Below are 19741 nucleotides of genomic sequence, written 5' to 3'. Positions count from 1 at the left end.
CCATCGGCATTGCCAATCTGCCGCTCGCCGCCCGGCTCCAGTACCGCAAGAACCTGGCCGGCGCCTCGGAGATTGTCCGCCAGATCTTCTACGTCCACGCCGCCTACATCGTGCTGGTCGTCCTCGGCTTCGCCGCCCTCTCGCTGCTGTTCCCCGATGAACTCGTCAGTGGCCGGCCGCTCGGCCGGTTTCTGAGCACCTTCCTGGCGATCTTCTGGCTGCTTCGGGTGCCGATCCAGCTCCTCTATTACCCGGCCGAGATCCGACGGCAAAACCGCTTGGCCGACGTTGTCTTTATCGTGGCCTTCGCCTTTCTCGCGATCGTCTTTGGCCTTGCGGCGACGCGATGAGGGTGCTCGCCAGGATGGCGATCGCCGCCGTGTGGCTCTACCAGGGTGGCTGGTGCAAGCTGGTTGCCCCGAATGAGCGACATCTGAGGGTCGTCGCCGATCTGCCCGGTGTCGGCCCGGCCCACGCCAGGAAGGTGCTGGCGATGGTCGGCACCTTCGAGGTTGCGCTGGCGGCCTGGGTGCTGAGCGGTCGCGCGCCTCGGAGCGCGGCTGCGGCGCAGACGGCCCTGCTTGGTGCGATGAATGGCGGCGGCCTGCTCTTCAGCCGCGGCACGATCGCCGAGCCGGCGAACATGGTGACGCAAAACCTCGCGCTCGTCGCCCTGATCTGGAGCACGGCACGGCGGTGAGCGCCTCCACCCCCTGGCAGCGCGGTCGTCTCGATGCGCGTCAGGGCAAGCCCCGACTGCTGTTCGGACAGATGTACGAGGACTGGGACATCGAAGCCGAGGTGCTGCCGGCGTCAGGGCGAGTCTTCTGCATCGCCTCGGCCGGGAGTACCAGCATGGCGCTGGCGGCCCGCGGGCTGGCGGTGACAGCGGTCGACATCAACCCGGCGCAGGTGGACTACGTCCGTTCGCGCCTCAGCGGAGCAGCGCCGCGCGCCGGGATGGCCGACCGGTTCTTCGCCGCCGGCCGGCGATTCCTTCCGCTGATGGGGTTACGTCGATCGAAGATTCGACAGTTCCTCGAGCTGGCCGATCCATCCGAGCAGGTCCGCCTCTGGCACGCCCGCCTCGACACGGCGCGCTTCAAGGCGGCACTGGCGGTGGCGATCAACCCGCTGGCCTTGCGCTCCATCTACAGCTCGACGTTCGTGCGGGTGCTCCCCAAGCGCTTCGATCGCATCATCCGGGCGCGGCTGGAGCGCTGTTGGGCCCTCCATCCCAACCGGACCAACCCTTACGCCTGGCGGTTCTTCCTCGGGACCGATCCTCCGGATTACGCGGCACCCCCGATGGCTGCAGAGCGGATCGAGTTGGTGTGCGCCGATGCGGCGGCCTATCTCGAGAGCTGCCCGCCGGCCTCCTTCATCGGGTTCAGCCTGTCGAACATTCTGGACGGCACGGAGCCGGCCTACGGCGAGCGCCTGATGGCGGCCGTCCGCCGCAGCGCGCAGGCTGGAGCTGTGGTGGTGCTCCGCAGTTTCATGGAGCCGCCGCTGGGCGAGTCGACGGAATGGGCGGCGCGCGACCGCTCGATGCTCTGGGGCCGGCTGACAGTCGAGAAGGTGCATTGATGCTCTATCGCCTTCGCCGCCACCCGCTCGCCATCAGCGCCTTCTTCACGCACTCGCTCGTCCTCACCTACGCCTACCCGGCGAAAACGCTGCAGCAACTCCTCCCACCGGGACTGGCGGTCGACACCTACGGTGACTACGGGTTCATTGCCATTGCGATGGTGCAGACCCGGCGCCTGCATCCCGCGTTTCTGCCGTCGGCGTTGGGGGTCGATTTCTTCTTGACCGGGTACCGCCTGTTCACCCGGTACTCTTCCAAGCTCTCGCTCCGCGGGTTGAGGATCCTCCGTAGCGACACCGATCGGCGGCTGATGGCGGTTGGCGGAAATCTCCTGACGCATTACGGCTACGTCCATTGCCGGGCCGCCATGGTGACCGATGGTGACCGCCTCCACGTCACGGTGACCAGCCCGGGCGCGGCGGCGGATCTCGACGTGGTGGCCGACCTTTCGAGCCGGCCCGCGCCGCTGCCGGCGGGCTCGCCCTTCACCAATCTCGAGGACGCGCGCCGCTTCGCAGGGCCGCTGCCGTACACCTTTGACTACGAGCGGGAGACCAACTCGATCGTGATGATCAAGGCCACCCGCACGCACTGGGAGCCGCAGCCGATTTCCGTCGTCGTGCGAAAGGCCACCTTCCTCGAACACCCGCCGTTCAACACGGTCACACCGATCCTGGCGAACGCCTTTCACGTCGAGAACGTGCCCTACCGGTGGGAGCGCGGGGTCGTGGAGAGGCTCAGGGAGGCCGCGTGAACTCTGCCGTCGATCGAGTGACGCGCGGCCCATTCGACGGAGTCCTCCAGATCGTCCGCTACAACTGGAGTCTCTACGTCGCCGCGATCTTCGGCTCCCTGCTCGTCGTTGGGCTGGTCGTTGTGACGCATCCGCCGACCGTGCTCGCGGGGTTGTTGATTCTCGGCGCGATCGCGGCGCTCGTCGGGCTCGCGCTCTCCCTCGCCGTCTCGCACTATGTGTACGATCGCTCGGACCTCTACCGGTGGCAATGGATCCGCGAGCGGATCGCACCGAATCCGGGGCACGTGGTGAACATCCACGCAGGGCTGGACGAAACAAGCCTGGCGCTCCAGGAGATGTATCCCGCCGCCGAGGTGACAATCCTCGACATCTACGATCCAGTGGAGATGCCCGAGCCGTCGATCGCGCGGGCGCGGCGTAAGGCGCGCTCCATGCTCGCCTCGGTCGACGCCGACTTTCGGAAGCTGCCGCTCCAGGCCGCTGCCGCCGACCTCGTCACGGTGATCTTCGTTGCCCACGAGCTGCGCCGCCCCGCCTCGAAAGAGGCCTTCTTTCGCGAGCTCGCACGCGTGATCAAGCCGGGTGGGAGGGTCCTGCTCGTCGAGCACCTACGCGACGCCTGGAATCTTTTGGCCTTTGGGCCGGGGGCATTCCATTTCTTCCCGCGATCGGAGTGGTTGCGCGTGGCCGATGCGACAGGATTCCGGCTCAGCGAGGAGATCTCACGGACGGTCTTCGTGCGCGCCTTCGTCTTTGTGCAGGCCTGACCGCTGTTCCGCGCGCGCCTTCTCGAAGCACGAACGGCAGAGCTTGATCGCGGTCAGCGGTCCACGCTCCGCGAAGACGCGCCGCCCACAATGCGTGCACAGATACTGCTGCTTGGGCATCCGATAGATAGGTTATCCCGTCGCGCCCAAGCGCCGGACGAGTGCCCGCTCCTTCGGATCGGTCAGTTGCTGGGGGCGGTTGGTCAAGTAGGCAATGAACGTCTCGGGCTCGAGCCGGTGACGCGTTCCGTCCAGTCGGAGGTAGACCTCCTCTGCGGCGAGCTCGGCATTCACGGGCTCGCCCTCTTCCCGGGCCGCGAAGAGGCCGAACGCGATGCGCCAGCGCAGCTGGTCGCGACGATTGGTTTCTAACATCGGGACCCGGATGTCATCGGCGTGGATCGCGTACTCGCGAGCCAGGTGCCAGACCTGGAGGCGCAGCGGGTAGCGGCCGACACTCGTCTCGATCCGCCCATCGACACCGATCTTGCCCCAGGCCCAACGGACGAGCGCCTGCCGCGCCTCCCACTCCTGCAGCACCTCCAGCGGGCTCATCGCGCGGCGAAGCCGTACGCCACGGCCGTTCCATCCACCGAGGCCGTCGCTGGCAGGCAGCTCATCCAACGTCCCGTCCAGGCAGGCCTGGTTGTAGACCTCGTCGGTCGACAGATGGGCGACCACGTCCTTGACGCTCCAGCCGCGACAGTGGCTGCGCGCCGACCAACCCTGCTGGTCGAGGGCGCGAAGGTGGGTCCGGAGTCGCGCAACCTCCCGGTCGTAGACGGGGAAGGGATTAGCGCTTCTTGGGTCGAGGGCTCTTGCGCTTGGCGTTGGCGGGTTTCCCCTTCGACGCGGGCTTCGGCTCTCGAGGGCCTTCGATGGCGGCGAGTGCGGCCAGCGCAATGTTTGTCTCGGCTGAGGTCGTCTCCGTCGCCATTTCCGCGCCTTCGAAGAATCGGGCCTCGACTCTTTCGGCAAAGCGCTCGATGGCGTTTTCTTTATGCGGCGGCTTTACCGGACTGGCGGTACTCGCCTTCTTTGGGGCCGATTTGCTCGTCGCAGGCTTCTTCGCCATCACGGCAATTCTAGGGCGATGCGCTGGCAGTTGCCACGGGTGTCGGTGTTGGGGTCGGTGCTGGAGTCGGTGCTGGAGTCAGGCTGGGACTCGAGCTCGGTAGGATGCCGCTCGGGACGATCGAGGGAACAGGCGACAGCACGTCGCTCGGGGAAGGCGATGGGGTGGCGGAGGGTGTCGGGGCTGCCTTGCATTCGGTGCCGGGCAGGTAGAGCTCCTTCTCGGAACTGGTGCTGGCGGCTGACGGCGAGGCGGATGGGGACGCCGATGGCGAAACGTTCGCGCTATTCGCGCATGGCGGTCCGTCGACGAGGCCGTCGGGACGCTTGAACGCTTCAACGCTGAAGTGCGCCTGGGTCAGGCCGTTGTTGATGAAGTCCTTGAGCACGGAGCTTCCGACCATGCTGCCGTAGACCCCGTTCATGTCCTGGTTTCCCGGACCGGTATGGCCGACCCAGGCGCCGATCACCAGGTTGGGCGAGTAGGCCATCATCCAGGCGTCGCGGTAGTTGTTCGTCGTCCCCGACTTCCCGGCGAACGGCTTGTTCCATCCCAGATTCCACTGGCTCGCGTAGTCCTTGAGGATGAACGTGATCAGGTAGGCCTCCTGGGCGCTGATCACCTGCTTGGCCGCGGGCGCGTTCGGCTTGTCCAGCGTGTTGCCAGCTTGGTCTTTCACCTCGATGACGGACACCGGGTCGTGGCGCATGCCGCCGCTGGCGAAGACGCCATACCCGACGGCATGGTCGAGCATGCGCACCTCGCTCGATCCGATGGCCGTGGTCACCTCGCTCTTGAGCGTGTTTGTGATGCCCATGTCGTGGGCGAAATTGACGACGTTGTCGACGCCCGTGGCCTGCATCGTTTCGAGCGCCGGGATATTCCGGGACAGCAGCAGCGCCCTGTGCGCCGTGATCATGCCCATGTCGCGGTAGTCGAAGTCATGGAATTGCCCGTTGGCGAAATGACGCGAGGTATCGTCGAGCATGTTGCCCATGGTGAGCCTGTGCGACTTGAACGCCTGCTCGTAGGCGTACGGTTTGAACGACGAGCCCGGTTGCCGCAGCCCGGTCACGACATTGAACTGGCCTTGGATGTTGTTGTTGAGGAAGTCGGCTGAGCCGACCATCGCCAGAATCTGGCCCGTCTTGGGGTCCATCGCGAGGAAGTCACCGTTGTCGGCGCCCAGCGGCCCCAACTTCTGCTGACCGACGGCCACCGCCTGCTCGGCGGCCTTCTGCAGGTTGAGGTCGAGCGTGGTCGTGACCGAGAAGCCACCTTTCGCGACGGCCGACGGGCCATAGCTGGCTTCGAGCTGCTCGAACACGTAGTCGACGAAGTGCGGCGCCTGGCTGCTCCGGTTCTCCTTGAAGACAAAGTTGAGGGGTTCGTTCTTGGCCTGGTCAGCCTGGGCGCTGGTGATCATGCCGCTGTTCACCATGGCGTCGAGCACGATCGCCTGCCGCTCGAGCGCGCGGTCCTTGTGCAGTGCCGGATCGAAATAGGTTGGGCCGTTCGGCAGGCCGGCGAGCAGCGCGGCCTCACCCACGGTCAGGTCCTTGGCGTGCTTTCCGAAATAGGTCTCGACGGCTGCCTCGACGCCGGTCGCACGATGCCCGTAATAGATGCTGTTCAGGTACAGCCTCAGGATGTCGTCCTTGCTGTACTTCGATTCCAGGGCGGTCGCGACCATCGCCTCGCGCAGCTTGCGCAGGATCGACTTCTTCGGGGACTGCAGGATGGCAATCTTGGCCAGTTGCTCGGTGATCGTGCTGGCCCCCTGCTGCGGACGGCGCGTGATTACGTCGATGATGCCGGCCTTGATGACGCGGCCCCAGTCGACACCGTGGTGCTGGTAAAAGTGCTTGTCCTCGACCGCGATCGTCGCGTTGACGAGGTTCGGACTGATCGCCTTCAGGTCGACCGGGATCACGCGAACGCCCTGCGCGTTGCGCTGCTCGATCAACTGGTGGTTGCGGTCGAAGATCTGGATGTCGCCCCCGGCCAGATCCAGCCGGCTGGGATCGGGCAGGGTGGCGAAGGCGTAGGCGAAGGTGCCGAGCACCAGCAACAGGATCAGGCCAAAGACGATGCCCGCCAACACCAGCCAGTTGCGCCGGATCTTGAGCCATTCGAGCCTGTCATCAAACCAGCCGGGCCGCCAGCCGGCCGGCTTGGCCGCCGAGGCGCGCTGGCGTGCGCCTCCAGATGGGGAGGCGGACTCAGGACCCTGCGCGCCCCCATTGGGGGAGGGATCGTTATTCCCACCCTGCCCGGCTCCAGAGGGAGGCTCGGGTGCCGGTGGCCGCGGGCCTGTCGTGGGCCCGCTCTGAGGTGGAGTCGGTGCGCCCTTGTCTATCGCTTCTTCGAGACGGCCGCGTGCCCGCGCTCGTGCGGGGTGCTCGACCCGCTTACGAGCCGGCGTGCATAGCCGGCAGCCAGGGCGGTCAGCGCGGCCTCTGCGGCGCTGACCAGCAGCCGCCGCCCGATGCTCTCCTTGGCTTGGACTTCGACTTTCTTTTTACCGTCGGCCTTGACGATCCGCTTCTGCGCGGAGGCCCATGCCTTGGCGTCGTCGCGGAAGTCCCCCAACCGGTCGCGCAGGTCATTCAACTTGAGCCGGCGAACCAGCTGCTCGGCGGTTGAGCGGCGGCGTCGCTGCCGGTAACCGAACACCGCAAAGCCGGTGACGGCCAGCACCAGGGTGCCGACCGAGAGCTGGAGGATGCGGTTGGTCTGCAGCTGCGTCTTGATGTCGAGGTTGCGCTTGGCGCGCAGCTGGAGAGCCTCGAGCGTCTCCCCGAGGTGGGCGCGCGTCTGCTCTACTTCCCGTTTCGCTTCAGTACTTGTTTGGCCCACTCGGCATCCTCCTTCAGCGTAGTCATCGTCTTGGGTGGCGGTCCGATCTTCAGCATGCCCTTTCCGACCAGGCCGAGGATGACGGCAAGCACGAGGAAGAGAACGGTCTCGATGCCGGCGACGAGCGCGTGCGCCGGAATAATGAGGGCGATCGTGACGAGCAGCATGATGAAGAAGAGCAGCCCGCAGAACGCCGCGGTCCCCAGGAAGATCGCCGCCTTGAGGTTGCTCTGGAGCATCTCCTTGAGCTCGATCTTGGCCAGCTGGATTTCCTGCTGGACCAGGCGGACGGTGTCTTCGACCGCCAGCCGAGCAAGATCGATCAGGCCACGCGTGCCATTTCCGTTTGTCGCCGTCCGCGCCGATTCCGTGGCCGAAGCCCGGGAAGCAGAATCCATCCGAAGCCCTCCTTCCGTCCTGTCGCCGCCGTCTAGAGCCATGCTAGAACGTAAACATTATAGCGTGCCTGTCAACTTTACGTTAAGCTAACTGCGATGGAAAACGATCCCGTGATCCCGAACCCCGGCCAAGCCGCAGGTGGGCTTCAAAGGGCCCTAGGGCGGCAACGTCTCAAACGCTCGTGTGGCACGTCCCGCGCCACTCGCGTGGGGCGACGCCCCGAGCCAGGCTTCCGGCGGCCGTGATCCATCGGATCCCTGGCGTGCGCGGCGCACAGGCATACCTGCACCAGGGCGCCGAGGGTATCGCCGTCATCGACCCTGGCTACACGGGCAGCTTCCGGGCGGTCTGTCGATTCGTCGAGCAGCAGGGCCTGGGCGCGATCGATTGGGTCATCCTCACGCATCACCACATCGATCACGCGGGCACCGCGCTCGCCCTCTGCCAGGCGACGGGCGCGCGTCTCGCCGTGCACCAGGCCGACGCGCCATACCTGCAGCCAGGCCGGCCAAGGGAACGCATGACGTTGTGGGGCCTGGCCGACCGACTGCCACCAGGGCTGGCCAGGTTCGTCGTCACCTGCGCGGGCCGGGCGGCGCGTCTGCTCGAGGACGGCGAAACCATCGCGGGGCTGACCGTGGTCCACGGGCCAGGACACACGCCGGGCAGCATCGGCCTTCACTCCGAATCGGAGTCCGCGCTCTTTCTCGGTGACATCCTGAACAACGAACGCGGCATCCGCACCCCACCCTGGAACGTCAATCATTCGCATCAACGGGCCATGCGCGCGCCGCAGCGGCTGGAGCCGCTGCACTATGAGCGCGCCTACTTTGGCCACGGGCCGGCCATTCTTGCCGGTGCCGACCAGGCGGTGCGCGCCTTCCTCGCGCTCCGCAAGACGGCCGCGGCGTTGCCGGGCTAGCGCAGCAGGCTCACGCCGTCGACCGGTCCAAGGTCGATGCCGAGCACGGCGGCGATCGTCGGCGTCCAGTCCGCGAGATGGGGTCGCCCGGCGCTGATCAGCCCGGCGATTTGCGTGACGGCGGGGTGCCCACCACCGACCAGCGCGACCGTCCGCGCGGTCAGCGGGCCGCCGTGGAACCCCCCGGCAGGAAGCACATCGTAGGCGAAGATCCGGCCAGGTTTGGCACCGACCATCAGGACAGAATCACTGATCGCCACGCAGCTTTCGACGCCCGCCATCCGCTGCTGGGCCCCACTCGCTTGTGCGAGGTCGACACCGGGCACGACGTGAACCAGCGCGGCGCCACCGTCCGGGATGTATACGTCGAACCAGCCATCCACATTGTCGTCGAGCGGGTTGATCGGTGCGGAGGCGTTCCTCGACTGCATGTCGTGGTCAGACACGATGATGATGACCGTGTCCGCCCAGCTAGCGGCGAGCGTGTCGAGCAGCTCGCCGACCAACTGATCCGTGGCCTGGTAGCACGCCCGGGCTGCTTGACTTTCCGGCCCATAGTCGTGCCCGGCCGTGTCCGACTCGTTGAAATGTCCAAAGACGAAGGCATTGGCTTCCTCGCGTAGCGCCTGCAACAGTTGTGGTCGAACGGCGGCATTGGTGGGATAGCCGTGCGCGTCCACCGGCGTTCCGGGTGGGATCGCGCCGTCCGGCGGCCAGCGAACGTCGGCCGATCCGGTACACAACAGGCCTCGGTCGTCGGCGACGATGGCCGCCGTCCGCATGCCGGCTGCGCGGCAGGCGTCAAAGATCGTCGGTACGCGCGGCGTTTCGAAACCGGCCCACTCCGGCAGCCTGGCGAAGCGCCAGGCCGTGGTTCGTACCCCGTGAGTCGGCGGCTTGCAACCGGTCAGCAGAGTGCAGAACCCCGGATCGGTTGAGGAGGGGAGGTCGGTCAACCCACCGGCGGGGGCACGTCCGCCTCGCTGCGCCAGATCCCACATTCGCGGCGTCAGAGCCGCCGTGACGGCGCGATGCGGGAAGCCATCCAATCCGAGCAGGACCACGCGGGTCATCGGCCTATTCTGACGTGCGTGCTCCCGCCGGTATTCCGCAAAGCGCTCGATGGCGCGGATGAATTGCTGGTGAGCTCGCGCGAGGATGGGCGCGAGCGCGCGGTCCGCGTCTGGTTCATCGTCACCGCCGAGGGCGACATCTATCTCTTCAATTACGCCTACGCGGTGCGCGTGGCGCGCTGGCGAAACGATCCTTGGGTTCGTTTGACGGTTCCCGGGGTTGGTCCGTCGGTGGAGGGACGGGTGCTGTTCACCGATCCTACCGAGCTCGCTGCCGCCGTCCAGGACCAGGTCGTCGAGCGATGGGGGATGTGGGGCGCGACCACGCCGGAGGGGCTGCGGCGGATGGTTCGAGATGGCTCGCACGTCCTGGTGCGGGTCGAGGTACCGTAGGAGAACGACGATGAAGTTCGGCCTGATCGGTGTTCCCTCCAGCGCCGGCGCCCACGGTCCGGGCCAGGAGAAGGCGCCCGCCACGCTCCGCGAGGCCGGGTTGCTCGGCGCGCTCCGGGAAACGGGCCTGGAGGTGGAGGACCTCGGCGATCTCCCGGTCGTTCGCTTTTCGCCCGACAAAGACAACCGCAAGCGACAGAGCCAGCCCCGGGTGGTCAAGGTCGCACGACAGGTCGCCGACGTCGTCGCCGGCGCGGTCGAGCGCGAGCTCGTTCCGCTGGTCCTCGGCGGCGACTGCACCATCACCCTCGGGGTCGTCGCTGGATTGTTGCGTCACCAACCCGACCTCGGCCTGATCTATGTCGACGGCGATGCCGACCTGACGACGCCGGAGACGACACACTCGGGCATCCTCGACTCGATGGGGATGTCGCATCTGATCGGCAGTGGTGATCCCGAGCTGGCCCACATCGGGCCTCGATTCCCGCTCGTCCCGCAAGACCGGATCGTCCTCTTTGGCTTTCAGCCCTACGAGATCGAGCCGGCGGAAGCTCGGCTGCTCGAGACGTCGGCGATGCTGCAATATCCGGTTACCTCGATGGACGACCGACCGGTCGAGCAGGCGGCCGCCGCCCGGGCGCGGCTCGAGGAGCGGGCACGGGCGATCGTCGTGCACTTCGACGTCGACGTGATGGATTCGGCCGAGATCCCGCTAGGGAACTGGCCACACTACGATGCGCTGTCGTTCGGCGACACGATGCGCTGCCTGAGCGTGTTCGTCGCATCGCCCAAGCTGGCCGCGCTGGTCGTGACCGAGATCAATCCGGACCACGATCCGGACGGTCTACTGGTGCGGCAGTTTATCGACGCGTTCGCGGACGCGTTGCGGCCGGTCGCGGCGAATGCCGCGCGCCGCTAGCAGGCCGAAGCCGAGCAGCAGTAGGGCCGCCCCGATCGGGAGTTGCGGGCCGCCGCCACCGGAGGCGAGCCCGCGAACGGGCGGGCTGGTGGGAGTGGGCGCCGCCGCAGACACGATCACCGACCCGGTCATGCTCGGATGGATGGCGCAGTGATAGGTAAAGGTCCCGGCCGTCGGGAAGGAGACCGCGCTGCTGGTGCTGCCGGGCGCGATGTTGCCGGTGTTCCAGACGCCGGTGTCGGAAGTCGAGGTGTGCGTCGGCGCGGTGGCGTTGGTCCAGGTCACGGTCGAACCGGCGGTGATGCGGATGGGATTCGGACTGAAGCACCAGGTTGGAGCCGTCGCGCAGTTGACGATCTGCGCCGGTGAGTTGGCCGCGCTTGCCGCCAGCGGCTCCAACAGCAATCCCGGGATGACGATGGCGAACGCCAGGAATACTCTTCGCATGGATTGACCTCCCCCTGGAGACTCTTCGAATGGATTACGCGCGCGCGTTACGCGCGTTCGGGCGACCGGCCTACGAGAGCAGCTCTCCGTGCACCGACATCGTCTCGGGCGACGGGTCGACGCCCAGCTCTTCCGACAGGAGCGTCCTACACCGCTCGAAGACCCGCAGCGCTTCGGCGCGGTCACCCAGCTGTGCGTGCAGCCGCATGAGCCGCTGGTAACCGCGCTCGCGGTAAGGCTCGAGCTCGATCACCTCATCGGCATGGGTCAGTGCGAGCGTGAGCTCGCCGTTCCAGGCAAGTGCGTCGATCAGGCAGTCAAGCGCGCGCACCCGCTGGGCGTGCAGGATTCGGCGCCGGCCGTGGATCCACGGCTCGTCGTTACCTTCGAGAAATGGCCGTCGAAGGATGGTCGCGGCCACGACCGCATCACCGTAAGCGGTGTTGAAGGACCCCGCGGCGGCGGCGCTCTCAGCGCTGTGCAGGCTGTGCCTGGCAATCTCGAGGTCCACCCACGAGCCCGGCAGCAGGCGCATCCAGTAGCCGCCATCGGTCGTCGTCAGAACAGCGCGGCCGTCCAGGCCGATGCGGCCGAATGCGGCACGCAGCTTGCTGATCAACGCTGTGAGCCCGGAGTCCCAGGCGGCAGCGAGAAGATCGCCCCAGATCGCCTGCGCCAGCTCCTCACGCGGTACGGCTCGCTCGCGCTCGCACGCCAGATAAGCGAACGCGAGGCGTCCCTGGCGAAGCGGCATGTCGCCGCCGCCCAGGAAACGACCGTCGAGCTCGATGCTGAGTTGCCCCGCCAAGTAAACCCTCAGCACCCCCAAGGATTCCTCAAGGTCGCATTGCGATAATCGGCCAAATTCAGTTGGAGGTGCTCGACCATGGCAGTAAAGATAGTGATCCGCGCGACTCTAAAGGGGAACGATGTGGGAGCGATTCGGAAGATCCACGACGAGGTGACCGCAGCCACGCGCCACATGGCGCAGGAGGCGGGCGACATCTCACATCACGTCTACCTCAACCCCCGGAACCCTAGCGATTTCCTGGGCGTCGACGAGTGGAAATCGCCGGAGGCAGCGGCCGCGTTCGCCTCGAGTCCGCAAATCATCGAGTTCTTCGGCCGTCTGTTCGAAGGGGCGCCTGAGGTCACCGTTTGGGCCGACTCCGGCTGGAACCAATGGTGAGCCCGGGGGCCTATCCTGTTCGTCAGCGATGGTGATGCGAGTGCGCTGCGACTGCGGCTGGGCGGTCGAGTCGGCGAACGAGGACGAGCTCGTGGCGGAGGTGCAGCGGCACGCGAAGGAGGTCCACCACCTCGGCGTGACCCGCAAGCAGGCGCTGTCCCTGGCGGTGCCGGTGGAGCAGCACTCCTAAACCGACCCCCCACCCCGACTCTTCCCCACAAGCACGGTGGGGGAGGGCCGGGGGGTTACGCCCGGTTCAGCTTTTCCAGGATGACATCGTGGAGCAGCCCGTTGGTTGCCAGGGCGTTTCCTCCGGCGTAGGTCCGATTTCCCTTGAGGTCCGTCAGGCGTCCGCCCGCCTCCTCGACGAGGATCAGCGGCGCCGCGAGGTCCCAGGAGTAGAGCTCGGGCTCGAACATCGCTTCGCCGGCGCCCTCCGCCACCAGCGCGTAACCCCAGAAGTCGCCGAACCCGCGGTCGCGCCAGGCGCCGCTGACGACCGCATCGAAGCCGCGCTCCTTGCCCACGGCGGCGAAGGCGCTGCGCGAGGCGTAGAAGACCTGGGCGTCCTCGAGCTGCGAGATCTTCGACACCTGCAGACGTCGCTTGCCGGCCCAGGCACCGCCGCCACGCACGGCGTGCCAGCGCTCATGCATCGCGGGCGCGGACATCAGGCCCACCTCCAGCACGCCCGCGCGCTCCAGCGCGATCAGCGTCGCGAACGCCGGGACGCCGCGCAGGTAGCTGTGGGTAGCGTCGATCGGATCGATGATCCAGCGGATCTCCTTGTCGGACGTGCGGTCGCCGTATTCCTCGGCGAGCACCCCATGCATCGGATATTTCTTTTCGATGCGCTCCCGCAGCTCCAGCTCGATGGCGGTGTCCGCCTGGGTCACGAAGGTGCGGTCCGGCTTTCGATCGACCCGCGGGCGACGGCGAAAATATCGCATCGAGATGCGGTCGGCGGCGTCGGCCAGCTCCAGGGCGAAGGCGAGGACCTCGTCGCGCTCGCTCAGGACCGGATCCTCTCACCAGACGGGTCGTAGAGCGGTTCGCGCGCCACCGTCGCCGGCACCCAGCGCCCGAACACCTGGACCTCGGCGGTTGTGCCCGGCGTCGCCTGATCCGACGGCAGGTAGGCGTAGGCGATGCTGCGATCGATCGTGTAACCGAAGCCTCCGCTGGTCACGCGCCCGGCGACGCGAGCATCGATCCGCACGGGCTCGCCGCCCAGCGCGATCGCGCTCCCATCATCGAGGAGCAATGGACGCAGCCGCCGGTTGACCCCATCCGCCTTCGCCTGGAGGAGGGCGTCCTTCCCGATGAAGTCGACCGCCTTGCCAAGGCGCACCGCGAATCCGAGGCCGGCTTCATAAGGGTTGTCTTCTGGGGTGATGTCGCTGCTCCAGACGCGGTAGCCCTTCTCCAGCCGCATCGAGTCGATGGCACGATAGCCGCCCGCGACTAGCCCGAGCGGCGTGCCCGCCCGCCAGAGCGCATCCCAGAGCTCGAGCCCGCGGTCGATCGGGCAGTACAGTTCCCAACCGAGCTCGCCGACGTAGGTCACGCGCAGTGCCGTGCAGGGCACCGTCGTGACCGTGATCTGCTGCGCCGTCAGGTAGGGAAACACGTCGTTCGACAGATCGGCGTCGGTGAGGGGCTGCAGGATGTCCCGCGCTCGTGGGCCCCAGAGGCCGAGGCAGGCACGGGCGGCGCCGACATCGTCGAGGGTGACCGAGCCGTCCCGCGGATCATGCTTGCGCATCCAGCTGAGGTCGTGGTTGCCGAAGGCGGTCCCGGTGACGATGAAAAACCGATCCTCGTCGAGCCGCGTCACCGTGAAGTCGCACTCGATCCCGCCGCGCCGGTTCAGCATCTGCGTGTAGGTCAGGCTTCCGACGGGGCGATCCATCTCGTTGTCGCAGAGGCGCTGCAGAAAGGCGAGCGCACCGGGACCGCTGACCTCGATTTTGGCGAAGGACGTCTCGTCGAAGAGGCCCGCGTGTTCGCGCGTTGCGCGGTGCTCAGCTGGGATGGCGGGTGACCAGTGATGACCGGCCCAGCCCGCCGGCCGCTGAAGCCCATCCATCGCTGCCGCATTCGGCGCAAACCAGTTGGGTCGCTCCCACCCGGACTTCTCGCCGAAGCAGGCGCCGAGCTCGGTCAATCGCGGATAGGTGGGCGAGAGGCGAAGCGGCCGTCCCGCCCGGCGTTCCTCGTTCGGATAATGGATATCGTAATAAGTCGAGTACACCTCGACCGTGCGCGCCAACGTGTAGTCGCGGCTGCGATAGGCATCGCCGAACCGCCGCAGGTCCATCTTCCAGAGGTCGAGGCTGGGCTCACCGTCGGCGATCCATTCCGCCATCGCCCGGCCCATCCCGCCCGCGCCGGCGATCCCGTGGGCACAGAAGCCCGCCGCGACATACAACCCGCGGACGCTCGATTCGCCGAGGACGAATTCGTTGTCGGGCGTGAAGGCCTCCGGTCCGTTGATCAGCTTGATGACGTCACCGTGCTCCAGCGAGGGCACCCGCGTGATGGCGTTTTGGGACAGCGGCTCGAACCGCGACCAGTCTTCCGGCAGCAGACGATTGTTGAAGTCGGCAGCAATGCCGTCGAGGCCCCACGGTGCGGGATCGCGTTCGTAGCCACCCATCAAAAGCCCGCCCGCATCGCGGCGGAAGTACACGAGCAAGTCGGGATCGCGCATCGTCGGAAGCTCCTCGGGAATCTCGTCCTTGATGCGCGCCAGCAGGTATTGGTGCGCCATCGGAACGATGGGAAGCGTCAACCCGGCCATCGCGCCGATCTCGGGCGCGTAGATCCCTCCGGCGTTGACGATGACCTCGGTCTCGATCGAACCCCCCTCGGTGTCGACGCCACGCACCGCGCCGCGATCGACCTGGATTCCGGTCACGCGCACGCCCTCGAGGATCCGGGCGCCGCCGCGCCGCGCACCTTCCGCGAGCGCCAAGGCCAAGCCGCTGGGATCGAGGTAGCCGTCGGTGGGGAGGAAGGCCGCGCCCATGACGCCGGCGAGCGTCATCAAGGGAAAACGCCGCTGCGCCTCGCCGGCGCTGACGAGCTCGAGCGGCAAGCCGAAGCTGGTCGCCCAACCGGCCTGGCGCTCCAGCTCCTCCATCCGCTCGCGCGATGAGGCCAGCCGCAGGCTGCCCACCGGGCGCCAGCCGACGTCGACACCGGTCTCATCCTTGAGCCGCGCGTAGAGCGCGACGCTGTCCATCATCAGGCGGGTCAGCGGCATGGTGGAGCGGAGCTGTCCCACCAGGCCCGCCGAGTGGAAGGTCGAGCCGCTGGTGAGCTGGGCCCGTTCGAGCAACACGACATCACGCCAGCCGCGCTGGACCAGGTGGTAGGCAATGCTGGTACCGCCGACGCCTCCGCCGATGATGACAACCCGAGCGCGACCGGGCAAGGTCACGCGGTGGCCTGCTCCAGCCAATCGCCAAAGCGTGGATCCGCGGCGCCGGTAAGCAGGCGGTCGAAGTGTTTGGCGGCGTAGGCCGAGAAATCGAAGTCGAGCTCGGAGATCGCCTGCTGCAGCACGCCCCACATCGCTTCGCGGTAGTCGGACATCAGGCGCATCAGCTTGAGACGGGCGTGCTGGGCGCTGGCGACTCGGCCGAAGTAGGCGGCCAGCAACCGGGCCTCGTCGTCCTCGGTCAATTGATGGTTGACGGCGAAATTGCCGAAATCGAAGAAGCGGTCACCCATCCCGGCGTACTCCCAATCGACGATCCGGATGGAAACGCCGTCATCGATGAAGTTGGCGTTCAGCAAGTCGTTGTGGCAGAGCACGGGCGGCTGCGGCGACAGCGCGCCTTCGATGGTGACCGCGACCGCCTGGGCGCGCTCGTGCGCCGCCGGCAGGCGTCCACCGTGCCGGGTGGCCATCAGCGCATAGGCCTCGACGACGCGGAAAGGGGAGAACACGCTGGCGATGGAGCCTGCTTGATGGATGCGTCGCAGCGACTGCGCAATTCGCTCCAGCATGACCGGCTCGTGGACCGCGTGGTCGTGGACCGGCCGTCCTTCGATGAAGCGCGTGACCAGCACGCCCTCCGGCTCGACGAAGGCGATCACGTCGGGACCGACCCCGGCGGCCGCGGCGAGGCGGCTGGCCTCGCGCTCGACCCGCCGGTCGATGCCCAGCAAGCTGCCACTCTCGGCGGGAATCCGGACGACGAAGACCTCGCCGTCGACGGCCACCCGGTAGTTCCGGTTCGTGATCCCGCCGGCGAGCGGCTCGGCCGTCCGCGGCCGTCCCCTCCAGCCCGGCACCCGATCCAGGACCGAAGCGCTCAGCAGCTCGACTTCCATCGGTGCATAGCGTAGCGCCGCTGCTAGGCTGGCAAGCATCGCTCCGCAATCAACGGCCCGCCGTTACCGCCAGATCAGCCGTGTCCTCGCCCGACACGGGCTCGGCTTCTTCATCAGCATCACGGGCCTGGAGCGCTTTGTTCCGTTCCAGCGCATCTTCAACCGCAACTACGAGCAGCCGCTCTCACGCCCGGAGCACGTCCGGCGCGCACTGGAAGAGCTTGGCCCAACGTTCATCAAGCTCGGGCAGATCCTTTCGACGCGAGCCGACCTCATGCCCGCTGCGTACCAGGTTGAGTTGGCCAAGCTCCAGGATGCCGCGCCATCACTCAAGACCGGTCTCGTCAACTCGATCATCGAGGCCGAATTCGGGCGGCCGGTTGAGGAAGTATTCGGCAGTTTCGACCCAGTGCCGCTGGCCGCGGCGTCGATCGGGCAGGTGCACGCCGCCACCCTCCCGGATGGGACGGCCGTCGTCGTCAAGGTGCAGCGTCCCGATGTCGTCAGCCAGATCGAGTTGGACCTGCGCGTCCTCCACAACCTGGCCACGACCGCGAGCCGGCGCTGGCCGGTGGCCGAGGAGTACGACGTGGTCGGGCTGGTCCATGAATTCGCACAGACGTTGCGGGCCGAAACGGACTACATCCGAGAGGGCAGGAATGCGGAACGCTTTAGCGCCAACTTCGCCGGCGATGACTCCGTCCACTTCCCGTGTGTCTTCTGGGAGCAGACAACGGCCCGCGTCCTGACGCTCGAGCGGCTCGTCGGCATCAAGATCGACGACCTCGCCGGCCTCGATGCGGCCGGCGTCGACCGTGGTCGGATCGCGATGAACGGAGCCCGGATGGTGCTGAAGATGGTTTTTCGCGACCGTTTCTTTCACGCCGATCCGCATCCGGGGAACTTCGTCATCGAGCCGGACGAGCGGATCGGGGTGGTCGACTTTGGGATGGTCGGCATCGTCGGGCCGCGCATCCAGGAGCAGCTCGTCTGGGCCCTGCTCGCGTACACCAGCGAGGAGCCGGATCGTCAGGTTGACGCGTTGTACGAACTGGGCGTTGCCGGCCACCACGTCGACCGCGCGGTATTGAAGCGGGATGTAGAACACTTGCGGGCTCGCTACTACGGCCGACCGGTCGGTGACATTGCGATCCGCCCAGTCGTCAACGACGTCCTCGGCGTCGTCCGCCGGCATCGATTGCATTTGCCGCCGGGCTACGCGCTGCTGCTGAAAACCGTCCTGATGCATGAGAGCCTCGTGACTCGCTTGGACCCAAGCTTCGAGTTCACGACCGTGCTCGTGCCCTATGCGCAGGGGATGATGGCACGACACTTCTCGCCCTTGGGCTGGGGGCGGTCGGTTGGCCAGGCCGGAATCGACCTCGCACGGCTGGGGGTGGAACTTCCGCAACAACTCCGCCGCCTGCTGAGCTCGCTCCAGCGCGGCGATCTCGAGCTGGCGATCCGGCCCACCGGGTTCGAGCCTTTGCTCCGCCGGCTGGAGCGCATTGCGAATCGCCTGGTGCTTGGTATTGTCACCGCGGCGTTCGTGGTGGCACTCGCGGTCCTGCTCGCCGCTTACCACGTGCGCAGCGATCCCCAAACCGCCGCCATCTTGCTTGCTGGCTTCGTCCTGGCGAGCATTCTGGGCGTGTATGTCGCCTGGAGCATCCTGCGCTCGGGGCGGTCCTAGAAAATCAGCTGGATAGGCTTGTTGGCCACGACTCGCTGGGCCGCGCCGCTGGCATCGACGATGGTGACCGTGCCCATGCGATGTTGATCGAGCGTCCCGACGGCGACTTTGCTGCCGTTCGGTTGCGCGATCACGCTGACCTGGAAGGGCGAGGGGCAGCCGCATCGGTTCCAGACAACCTGCCGGTCCTGCCAGCGAATGACCTCGGCGCCGGTGAAACCGCTGTTGCCCTGAATGCCACCGGCGACCAGGGTGCCATCCCAGGAGAACCCCTGCACCGTGATGCCTGTGACCTGTCCCACCACCGTGCCACTCGGTAACTCCCGGATCAGCGTCGCCGACCCACCGCCCATCTGTTCGGCGATGTAATGGCCATCGTGACTGGCAGCGAACCGAGTCGGTGGGTTGGGGTAGCGCATCTGGTAGATGACGCTGCCATCGGTAAGTGAGATCATGGCGCTGCTCCAGTTGAATCCGTCGGACGAGCCGACGACGACGGCGCGGCCGGTCAGGCCGCTGCAGGCCACAACCGACACGGTCTGGACCGGCTTGCCGCCACCATCCTGGAGCGCGACCGGCCCGACAATATGCACGGTCCCGTCCAGCCGCAGCAGGAGAAGGCTGCGCGTCGCCGATGCCGCCTGGTAGCTGACCCCGCAGAACTGGCGGCTATCGTCGGCCCACATCGCTGGTGAAGCGGCAATGGATCCGGCCATGGTGCCGTCGGCATCGTAGATGTCGGTGCTCGGGGTGATCGCGTTATAGATCAGCCGGCCGTCCGGAGCTTGCAGCGTACCGACCCATCGCGCCGTCTTGAGTCGTTTGCCATTCCAGTCGACGCCATTTGATGCGACAGTTCCCGGTATGCTGTCGCCGCTGTACCAGATGAGGTCTGGCGTCGGCGACGGTGAAGCCGTCGGCGTGACGGAGAGCGTCGGAGTTGGCCTCGACGTCGGCGTCGGCGTGGAGACGATGGGGGTTGGGGTTGCCACGTGAAGCGTGCCGGTGCGAAATGACCAGCGCACCTTGATCTGCTTGTGCTCGCTATTGGACGTCGAACCGCCCTTTTTCTGCTCCCCGGTCTGCTTCGTGTTCTCCTGGCCGTCACCCGCCTGCGCTGAATCGTCCTGGTCCAGCTCCACGTGGTAGAGACTGTTCTCGCGCAGGCCGTGGTAATCGACGATGAAGGTCGTGCCATCCCAACGCGGGTTGTCCAGCGTCACCCCGGCGGTCGGGTCGAGCTTGATCGTCGGATCGTGGGCGGGGCGGCTGAGATAGTCGGCGCGGATCTCGCCGCTGACCGGAACGTTGGT

23 protein-coding genes are annotated in these 19741 nt (G+C 66.8%); 11 read left to right on the top strand and 12 right to left on the bottom strand.

What is annotated here, in order from left to right; translation table 11 throughout:
* The first annotated feature begins 110 nt into the window (after window positions 1-110).
* From VHK65_15665 to VHK65_15645, 5 genes are read left to right on the top strand one after another with little or no spacing between them, the layout of a single operon-like run.
* Window positions 111-350 carry a hypothetical protein gene (locus VHK65_15665; GenBank protein ID HVS07586.1) on the top strand — a complete coding sequence of 80 codons (240 nt, stop codon included), beginning with the start codon at window positions 111-113 and terminating at the stop codon, window positions 348-350.
* Window positions 347-700: a DoxX-like family protein gene (locus VHK65_15660; protein ID HVS07585.1), complete on the top strand. Its 354-nt coding sequence runs from the start codon at window positions 347-349 to the stop codon at window positions 698-700. Before VHK65_15665 ends, VHK65_15660 begins: the two co-directional genes overlap by 4 nt.
* Entirely contained in the window at window positions 697-1590 is an 894-nt protein-coding gene (locus VHK65_15655) for a DUF3419 family protein (protein HVS07584.1), read from the top strand. Before VHK65_15660 ends, VHK65_15655 begins: the two co-directional genes overlap by 4 nt.
* Entirely contained in the window at window positions 1590-2345 is a 756-nt protein-coding gene (locus VHK65_15650; protein ID HVS07583.1) for a DUF2071 domain-containing protein, read from the top strand. Before VHK65_15655 ends, VHK65_15650 begins: the two co-directional genes overlap by 1 nt.
* The gene (locus VHK65_15645; protein HVS07582.1) at window positions 2342-3115 is read left to right on the top strand and encodes a class I SAM-dependent methyltransferase; all 774 of its coding nucleotides are present in this window, start codon (window positions 2342-2344) and stop codon (window positions 3113-3115) included. The genes VHK65_15650 and VHK65_15645 overlap by 4 nt, the downstream gene beginning before the upstream one ends.
* 132 nt (window positions 3116-3247) lie before the next feature.
* Here VHK65_15645 and VHK65_15640 read toward each other — a convergent pair whose 3' ends face one another.
* From VHK65_15640 to VHK65_15620, 5 genes are all read right to left on the bottom strand, one after another.
* Entirely contained in the window at window positions 3248-4018 is a 771-nt protein-coding gene (locus tag VHK65_15640) for a maleylpyruvate isomerase family mycothiol-dependent enzyme (protein ID HVS07581.1), read from the bottom strand.
* Window positions 3909-4190 carry a hypothetical protein gene (locus VHK65_15635; protein HVS07580.1) on the bottom strand — a complete coding sequence of 94 codons (282 nt, stop codon included), beginning with the start codon at window positions 4188-4190 and terminating at the stop codon, window positions 3909-3911. Before VHK65_15635 ends, VHK65_15640 begins: the two co-directional genes overlap by 110 nt.
* 10 nt (window positions 4191-4200) lie before the next feature.
* A complete protein-coding gene (locus VHK65_15630) occupies window positions 4201-6294 on the bottom strand; it encodes a transglycosylase domain-containing protein (protein HVS07579.1) in 2094 nt (697 codons plus the stop codon).
* 251 nt (window positions 6295-6545) lie between these two features.
* Window positions 6546-7049 (bottom strand): DUF3618 domain-containing protein, encoded by a 504-nt coding sequence (locus tag VHK65_15625; protein HVS07578.1) that lies wholly within the window; start codon window positions 7047-7049, stop codon window positions 6546-6548.
* Window positions 7013-7447 (bottom strand): phage holin family protein, encoded by a 435-nt coding sequence (locus VHK65_15620; protein ID HVS07577.1) that lies wholly within the window; start codon window positions 7445-7447, stop codon window positions 7013-7015. The genes VHK65_15625 and VHK65_15620 overlap by 37 nt, the downstream gene beginning before the upstream one ends.
* Window positions 7448-7710: 263 nt before the next feature.
* On the opposite strand from VHK65_15620, the gene VHK65_15615 reads away from it, so the two are divergent.
* A complete protein-coding gene (locus tag VHK65_15615; protein HVS07576.1) occupies window positions 7711-8370 on the top strand; it encodes an MBL fold metallo-hydrolase in 660 nt (219 codons plus the stop codon).
* Here VHK65_15615 and VHK65_15610 read toward each other — a convergent pair.
* Window positions 8367-9443: an alkaline phosphatase family protein gene (locus VHK65_15610; protein HVS07575.1), complete on the bottom strand. Its 1077-nt coding sequence runs from the start codon at window positions 9441-9443 to the stop codon at window positions 8367-8369. The two genes, VHK65_15615 and VHK65_15610, sit on opposite strands and share 4 nt — an antisense overlap.
* A gap of 18 nt (window positions 9444-9461) precedes the next feature.
* Here VHK65_15610 and VHK65_15605 point away from each other — a divergent pair, with 18 nt between their 5' ends.
* Together VHK65_15605 and VHK65_15600 are read left to right on the top strand one after the other, a co-directional pair.
* The gene (locus VHK65_15605; GenBank protein ID HVS07574.1) at window positions 9462-9836 is read left to right on the top strand and encodes a hypothetical protein; all 375 of its coding nucleotides are present in this window, start codon (window positions 9462-9464) and stop codon (window positions 9834-9836) included.
* A 10-nt stretch (window positions 9837-9846) separates the two neighbouring features.
* Complete coding sequence (locus VHK65_15600) at window positions 9847-10755, top strand: arginase family protein (protein ID HVS07573.1); 909 nt, start codon at window positions 9847-9849, stop codon at window positions 10753-10755.
* Here VHK65_15600 and VHK65_15595 read toward each other — a convergent pair.
* Window positions 10681-11202, bottom strand: coding sequence for a plastocyanin/azurin family copper-binding protein (locus tag VHK65_15595; protein ID HVS07572.1), 522 nt, complete (start codon window positions 11200-11202; stop codon window positions 10681-10683). The two genes, VHK65_15600 and VHK65_15595, sit on opposite strands and share 75 nt — an antisense overlap.
* 70 nt (window positions 11203-11272) lie before the next feature.
* Window positions 11273-12025 (bottom strand): BTAD domain-containing putative transcriptional regulator, encoded by a 753-nt coding sequence (locus tag VHK65_15590; protein ID HVS07571.1) that lies wholly within the window; start codon window positions 12023-12025, stop codon window positions 11273-11275.
* 63 nt (window positions 12026-12088) lie between these two features.
* Between VHK65_15590 and VHK65_15585 the strand changes: the two genes are divergently transcribed.
* A complete protein-coding gene (locus tag VHK65_15585) occupies window positions 12089-12391 on the top strand; it encodes an antibiotic biosynthesis monooxygenase (protein ID HVS07570.1) in 303 nt (100 codons plus the stop codon).
* Window positions 12392-12425: 34 nt separating this feature from the next.
* On the top strand, window positions 12426-12581 hold the full coding sequence (locus tag VHK65_15580) for a DUF1059 domain-containing protein (protein ID HVS07569.1): 156 nt from the start codon (window positions 12426-12428) through the stop codon (window positions 12579-12581).
* A gap of 55 nt (window positions 12582-12636) precedes the next feature.
* Here VHK65_15580 and VHK65_15575 read toward each other — a convergent pair whose 3' ends face one another.
* The 3 genes from VHK65_15575 to VHK65_15565 are packed head-to-tail and all read right to left on the bottom strand — an operon-like array spanning window position 12637 to window position 16735.
* A complete protein-coding gene (locus VHK65_15575; GenBank protein HVS07568.1) occupies window positions 12637-13407 on the bottom strand; it encodes an inositol monophosphatase family protein in 771 nt (256 codons plus the stop codon).
* A complete protein-coding gene (locus VHK65_15570) occupies window positions 13404-15836 on the bottom strand; it encodes an FAD-dependent oxidoreductase (protein HVS07567.1) in 2433 nt (810 codons plus the stop codon). The genes VHK65_15575 and VHK65_15570 overlap by 4 nt, the downstream gene beginning before the upstream one ends.
* Window positions 15833-16735 carry a phosphotransferase gene (locus tag VHK65_15565; GenBank protein ID HVS07566.1) on the bottom strand — a complete coding sequence of 301 codons (903 nt, stop codon included), beginning with the start codon at window positions 16733-16735 and terminating at the stop codon, window positions 15833-15835. The genes VHK65_15570 and VHK65_15565 overlap by 4 nt, the downstream gene beginning before the upstream one ends.
* A 298-nt stretch (window positions 16736-17033) precedes the next feature.
* Here VHK65_15565 and VHK65_15560 point away from each other — a divergent pair, with 298 nt between their 5' ends.
* Window positions 17034-18428 (top strand): AarF/UbiB family protein, encoded by a 1395-nt coding sequence (locus tag VHK65_15560; GenBank protein HVS07565.1) that lies wholly within the window; start codon window positions 17034-17036, stop codon window positions 18426-18428.
* On the opposite strand, the gene VHK65_15555 is transcribed toward VHK65_15560, so the two are convergent.
* The coding region (locus tag VHK65_15555; protein ID HVS07564.1) for a hypothetical protein at window positions 18425-19741 on the bottom strand (1317 nt) is incomplete at its 5' end. The genes VHK65_15560 and VHK65_15555 overlap by 4 nt on opposite strands.

It is taken from the genome of Candidatus Dormiibacterota bacterium, from assembly GCA_035544955.1.
Taxonomy (GTDB): domain Bacteria; phylum Chloroflexota; class Dormibacteria; order CF-121; family CF-121; genus CF-13.
The sequence above is the reverse complement of the archived record's forward strand: the minus strand, read 5'-3'. Positions and strand labels throughout refer to the sequence as shown.

Excerpts from the sequence above, each read along its gene's own strand:
- VHK65_15595 (HVS07572.1), bottom strand. The coding sequence starts at position 11,202 with ATGCGAAGAGTATTCCTGGCGTTCGCCATCGTCATCCCGGGATTGCTG.
- VHK65_15635 (HVS07580.1), bottom strand. The coding sequence starts at position 4,190 with ATGGCGAAGAAGCCTGCGACGAGCAAATCGGCCCCAAAGAAGGCGAGT.
- VHK65_15620 (HVS07577.1), bottom strand. The coding sequence starts at position 7,447 with ATGGATTCTGCTTCCCGGGCTTCGGCCACGGAATCGGCGCGGACGGCG.
- VHK65_15600 (HVS07573.1), top strand. The coding sequence starts at position 9,847 with ATGAAGTTCGGCCTGATCGGTGTTCCCTCCAGCGCCGGCGCCCACGGT.
- VHK65_15650 (HVS07583.1), top strand. The coding sequence starts at position 1,590 with ATGCTCTATCGCCTTCGCCGCCACCCGCTCGCCATCAGCGCCTTCTTC.
- VHK65_15580 (HVS07569.1), top strand. The coding sequence starts at position 12,426 with ATGCGAGTGCGCTGCGACTGCGGCTGGGCGGTCGAGTCGGCGAACGAG.
- VHK65_15565 (HVS07566.1), bottom strand. The coding sequence starts at position 16,735 with ATGGAAGTCGAGCTGCTGAGCGCTTCGGTCCTGGATCGGGTGCCGGGC.
- VHK65_15585 (HVS07570.1), top strand. The coding sequence starts at position 12,089 with ATGGCAGTAAAGATAGTGATCCGCGCGACTCTAAAGGGGAACGATGTG.
- VHK65_15660 (HVS07585.1), top strand. The coding sequence starts at position 347 with ATGAGGGTGCTCGCCAGGATGGCGATCGCCGCCGTGTGGCTCTACCAG.
- VHK65_15610 (HVS07575.1), bottom strand. The coding sequence starts at position 9,443 with ATGACCCGCGTGGTCCTGCTCGGATTGGATGGCTTCCCGCATCGCGCC.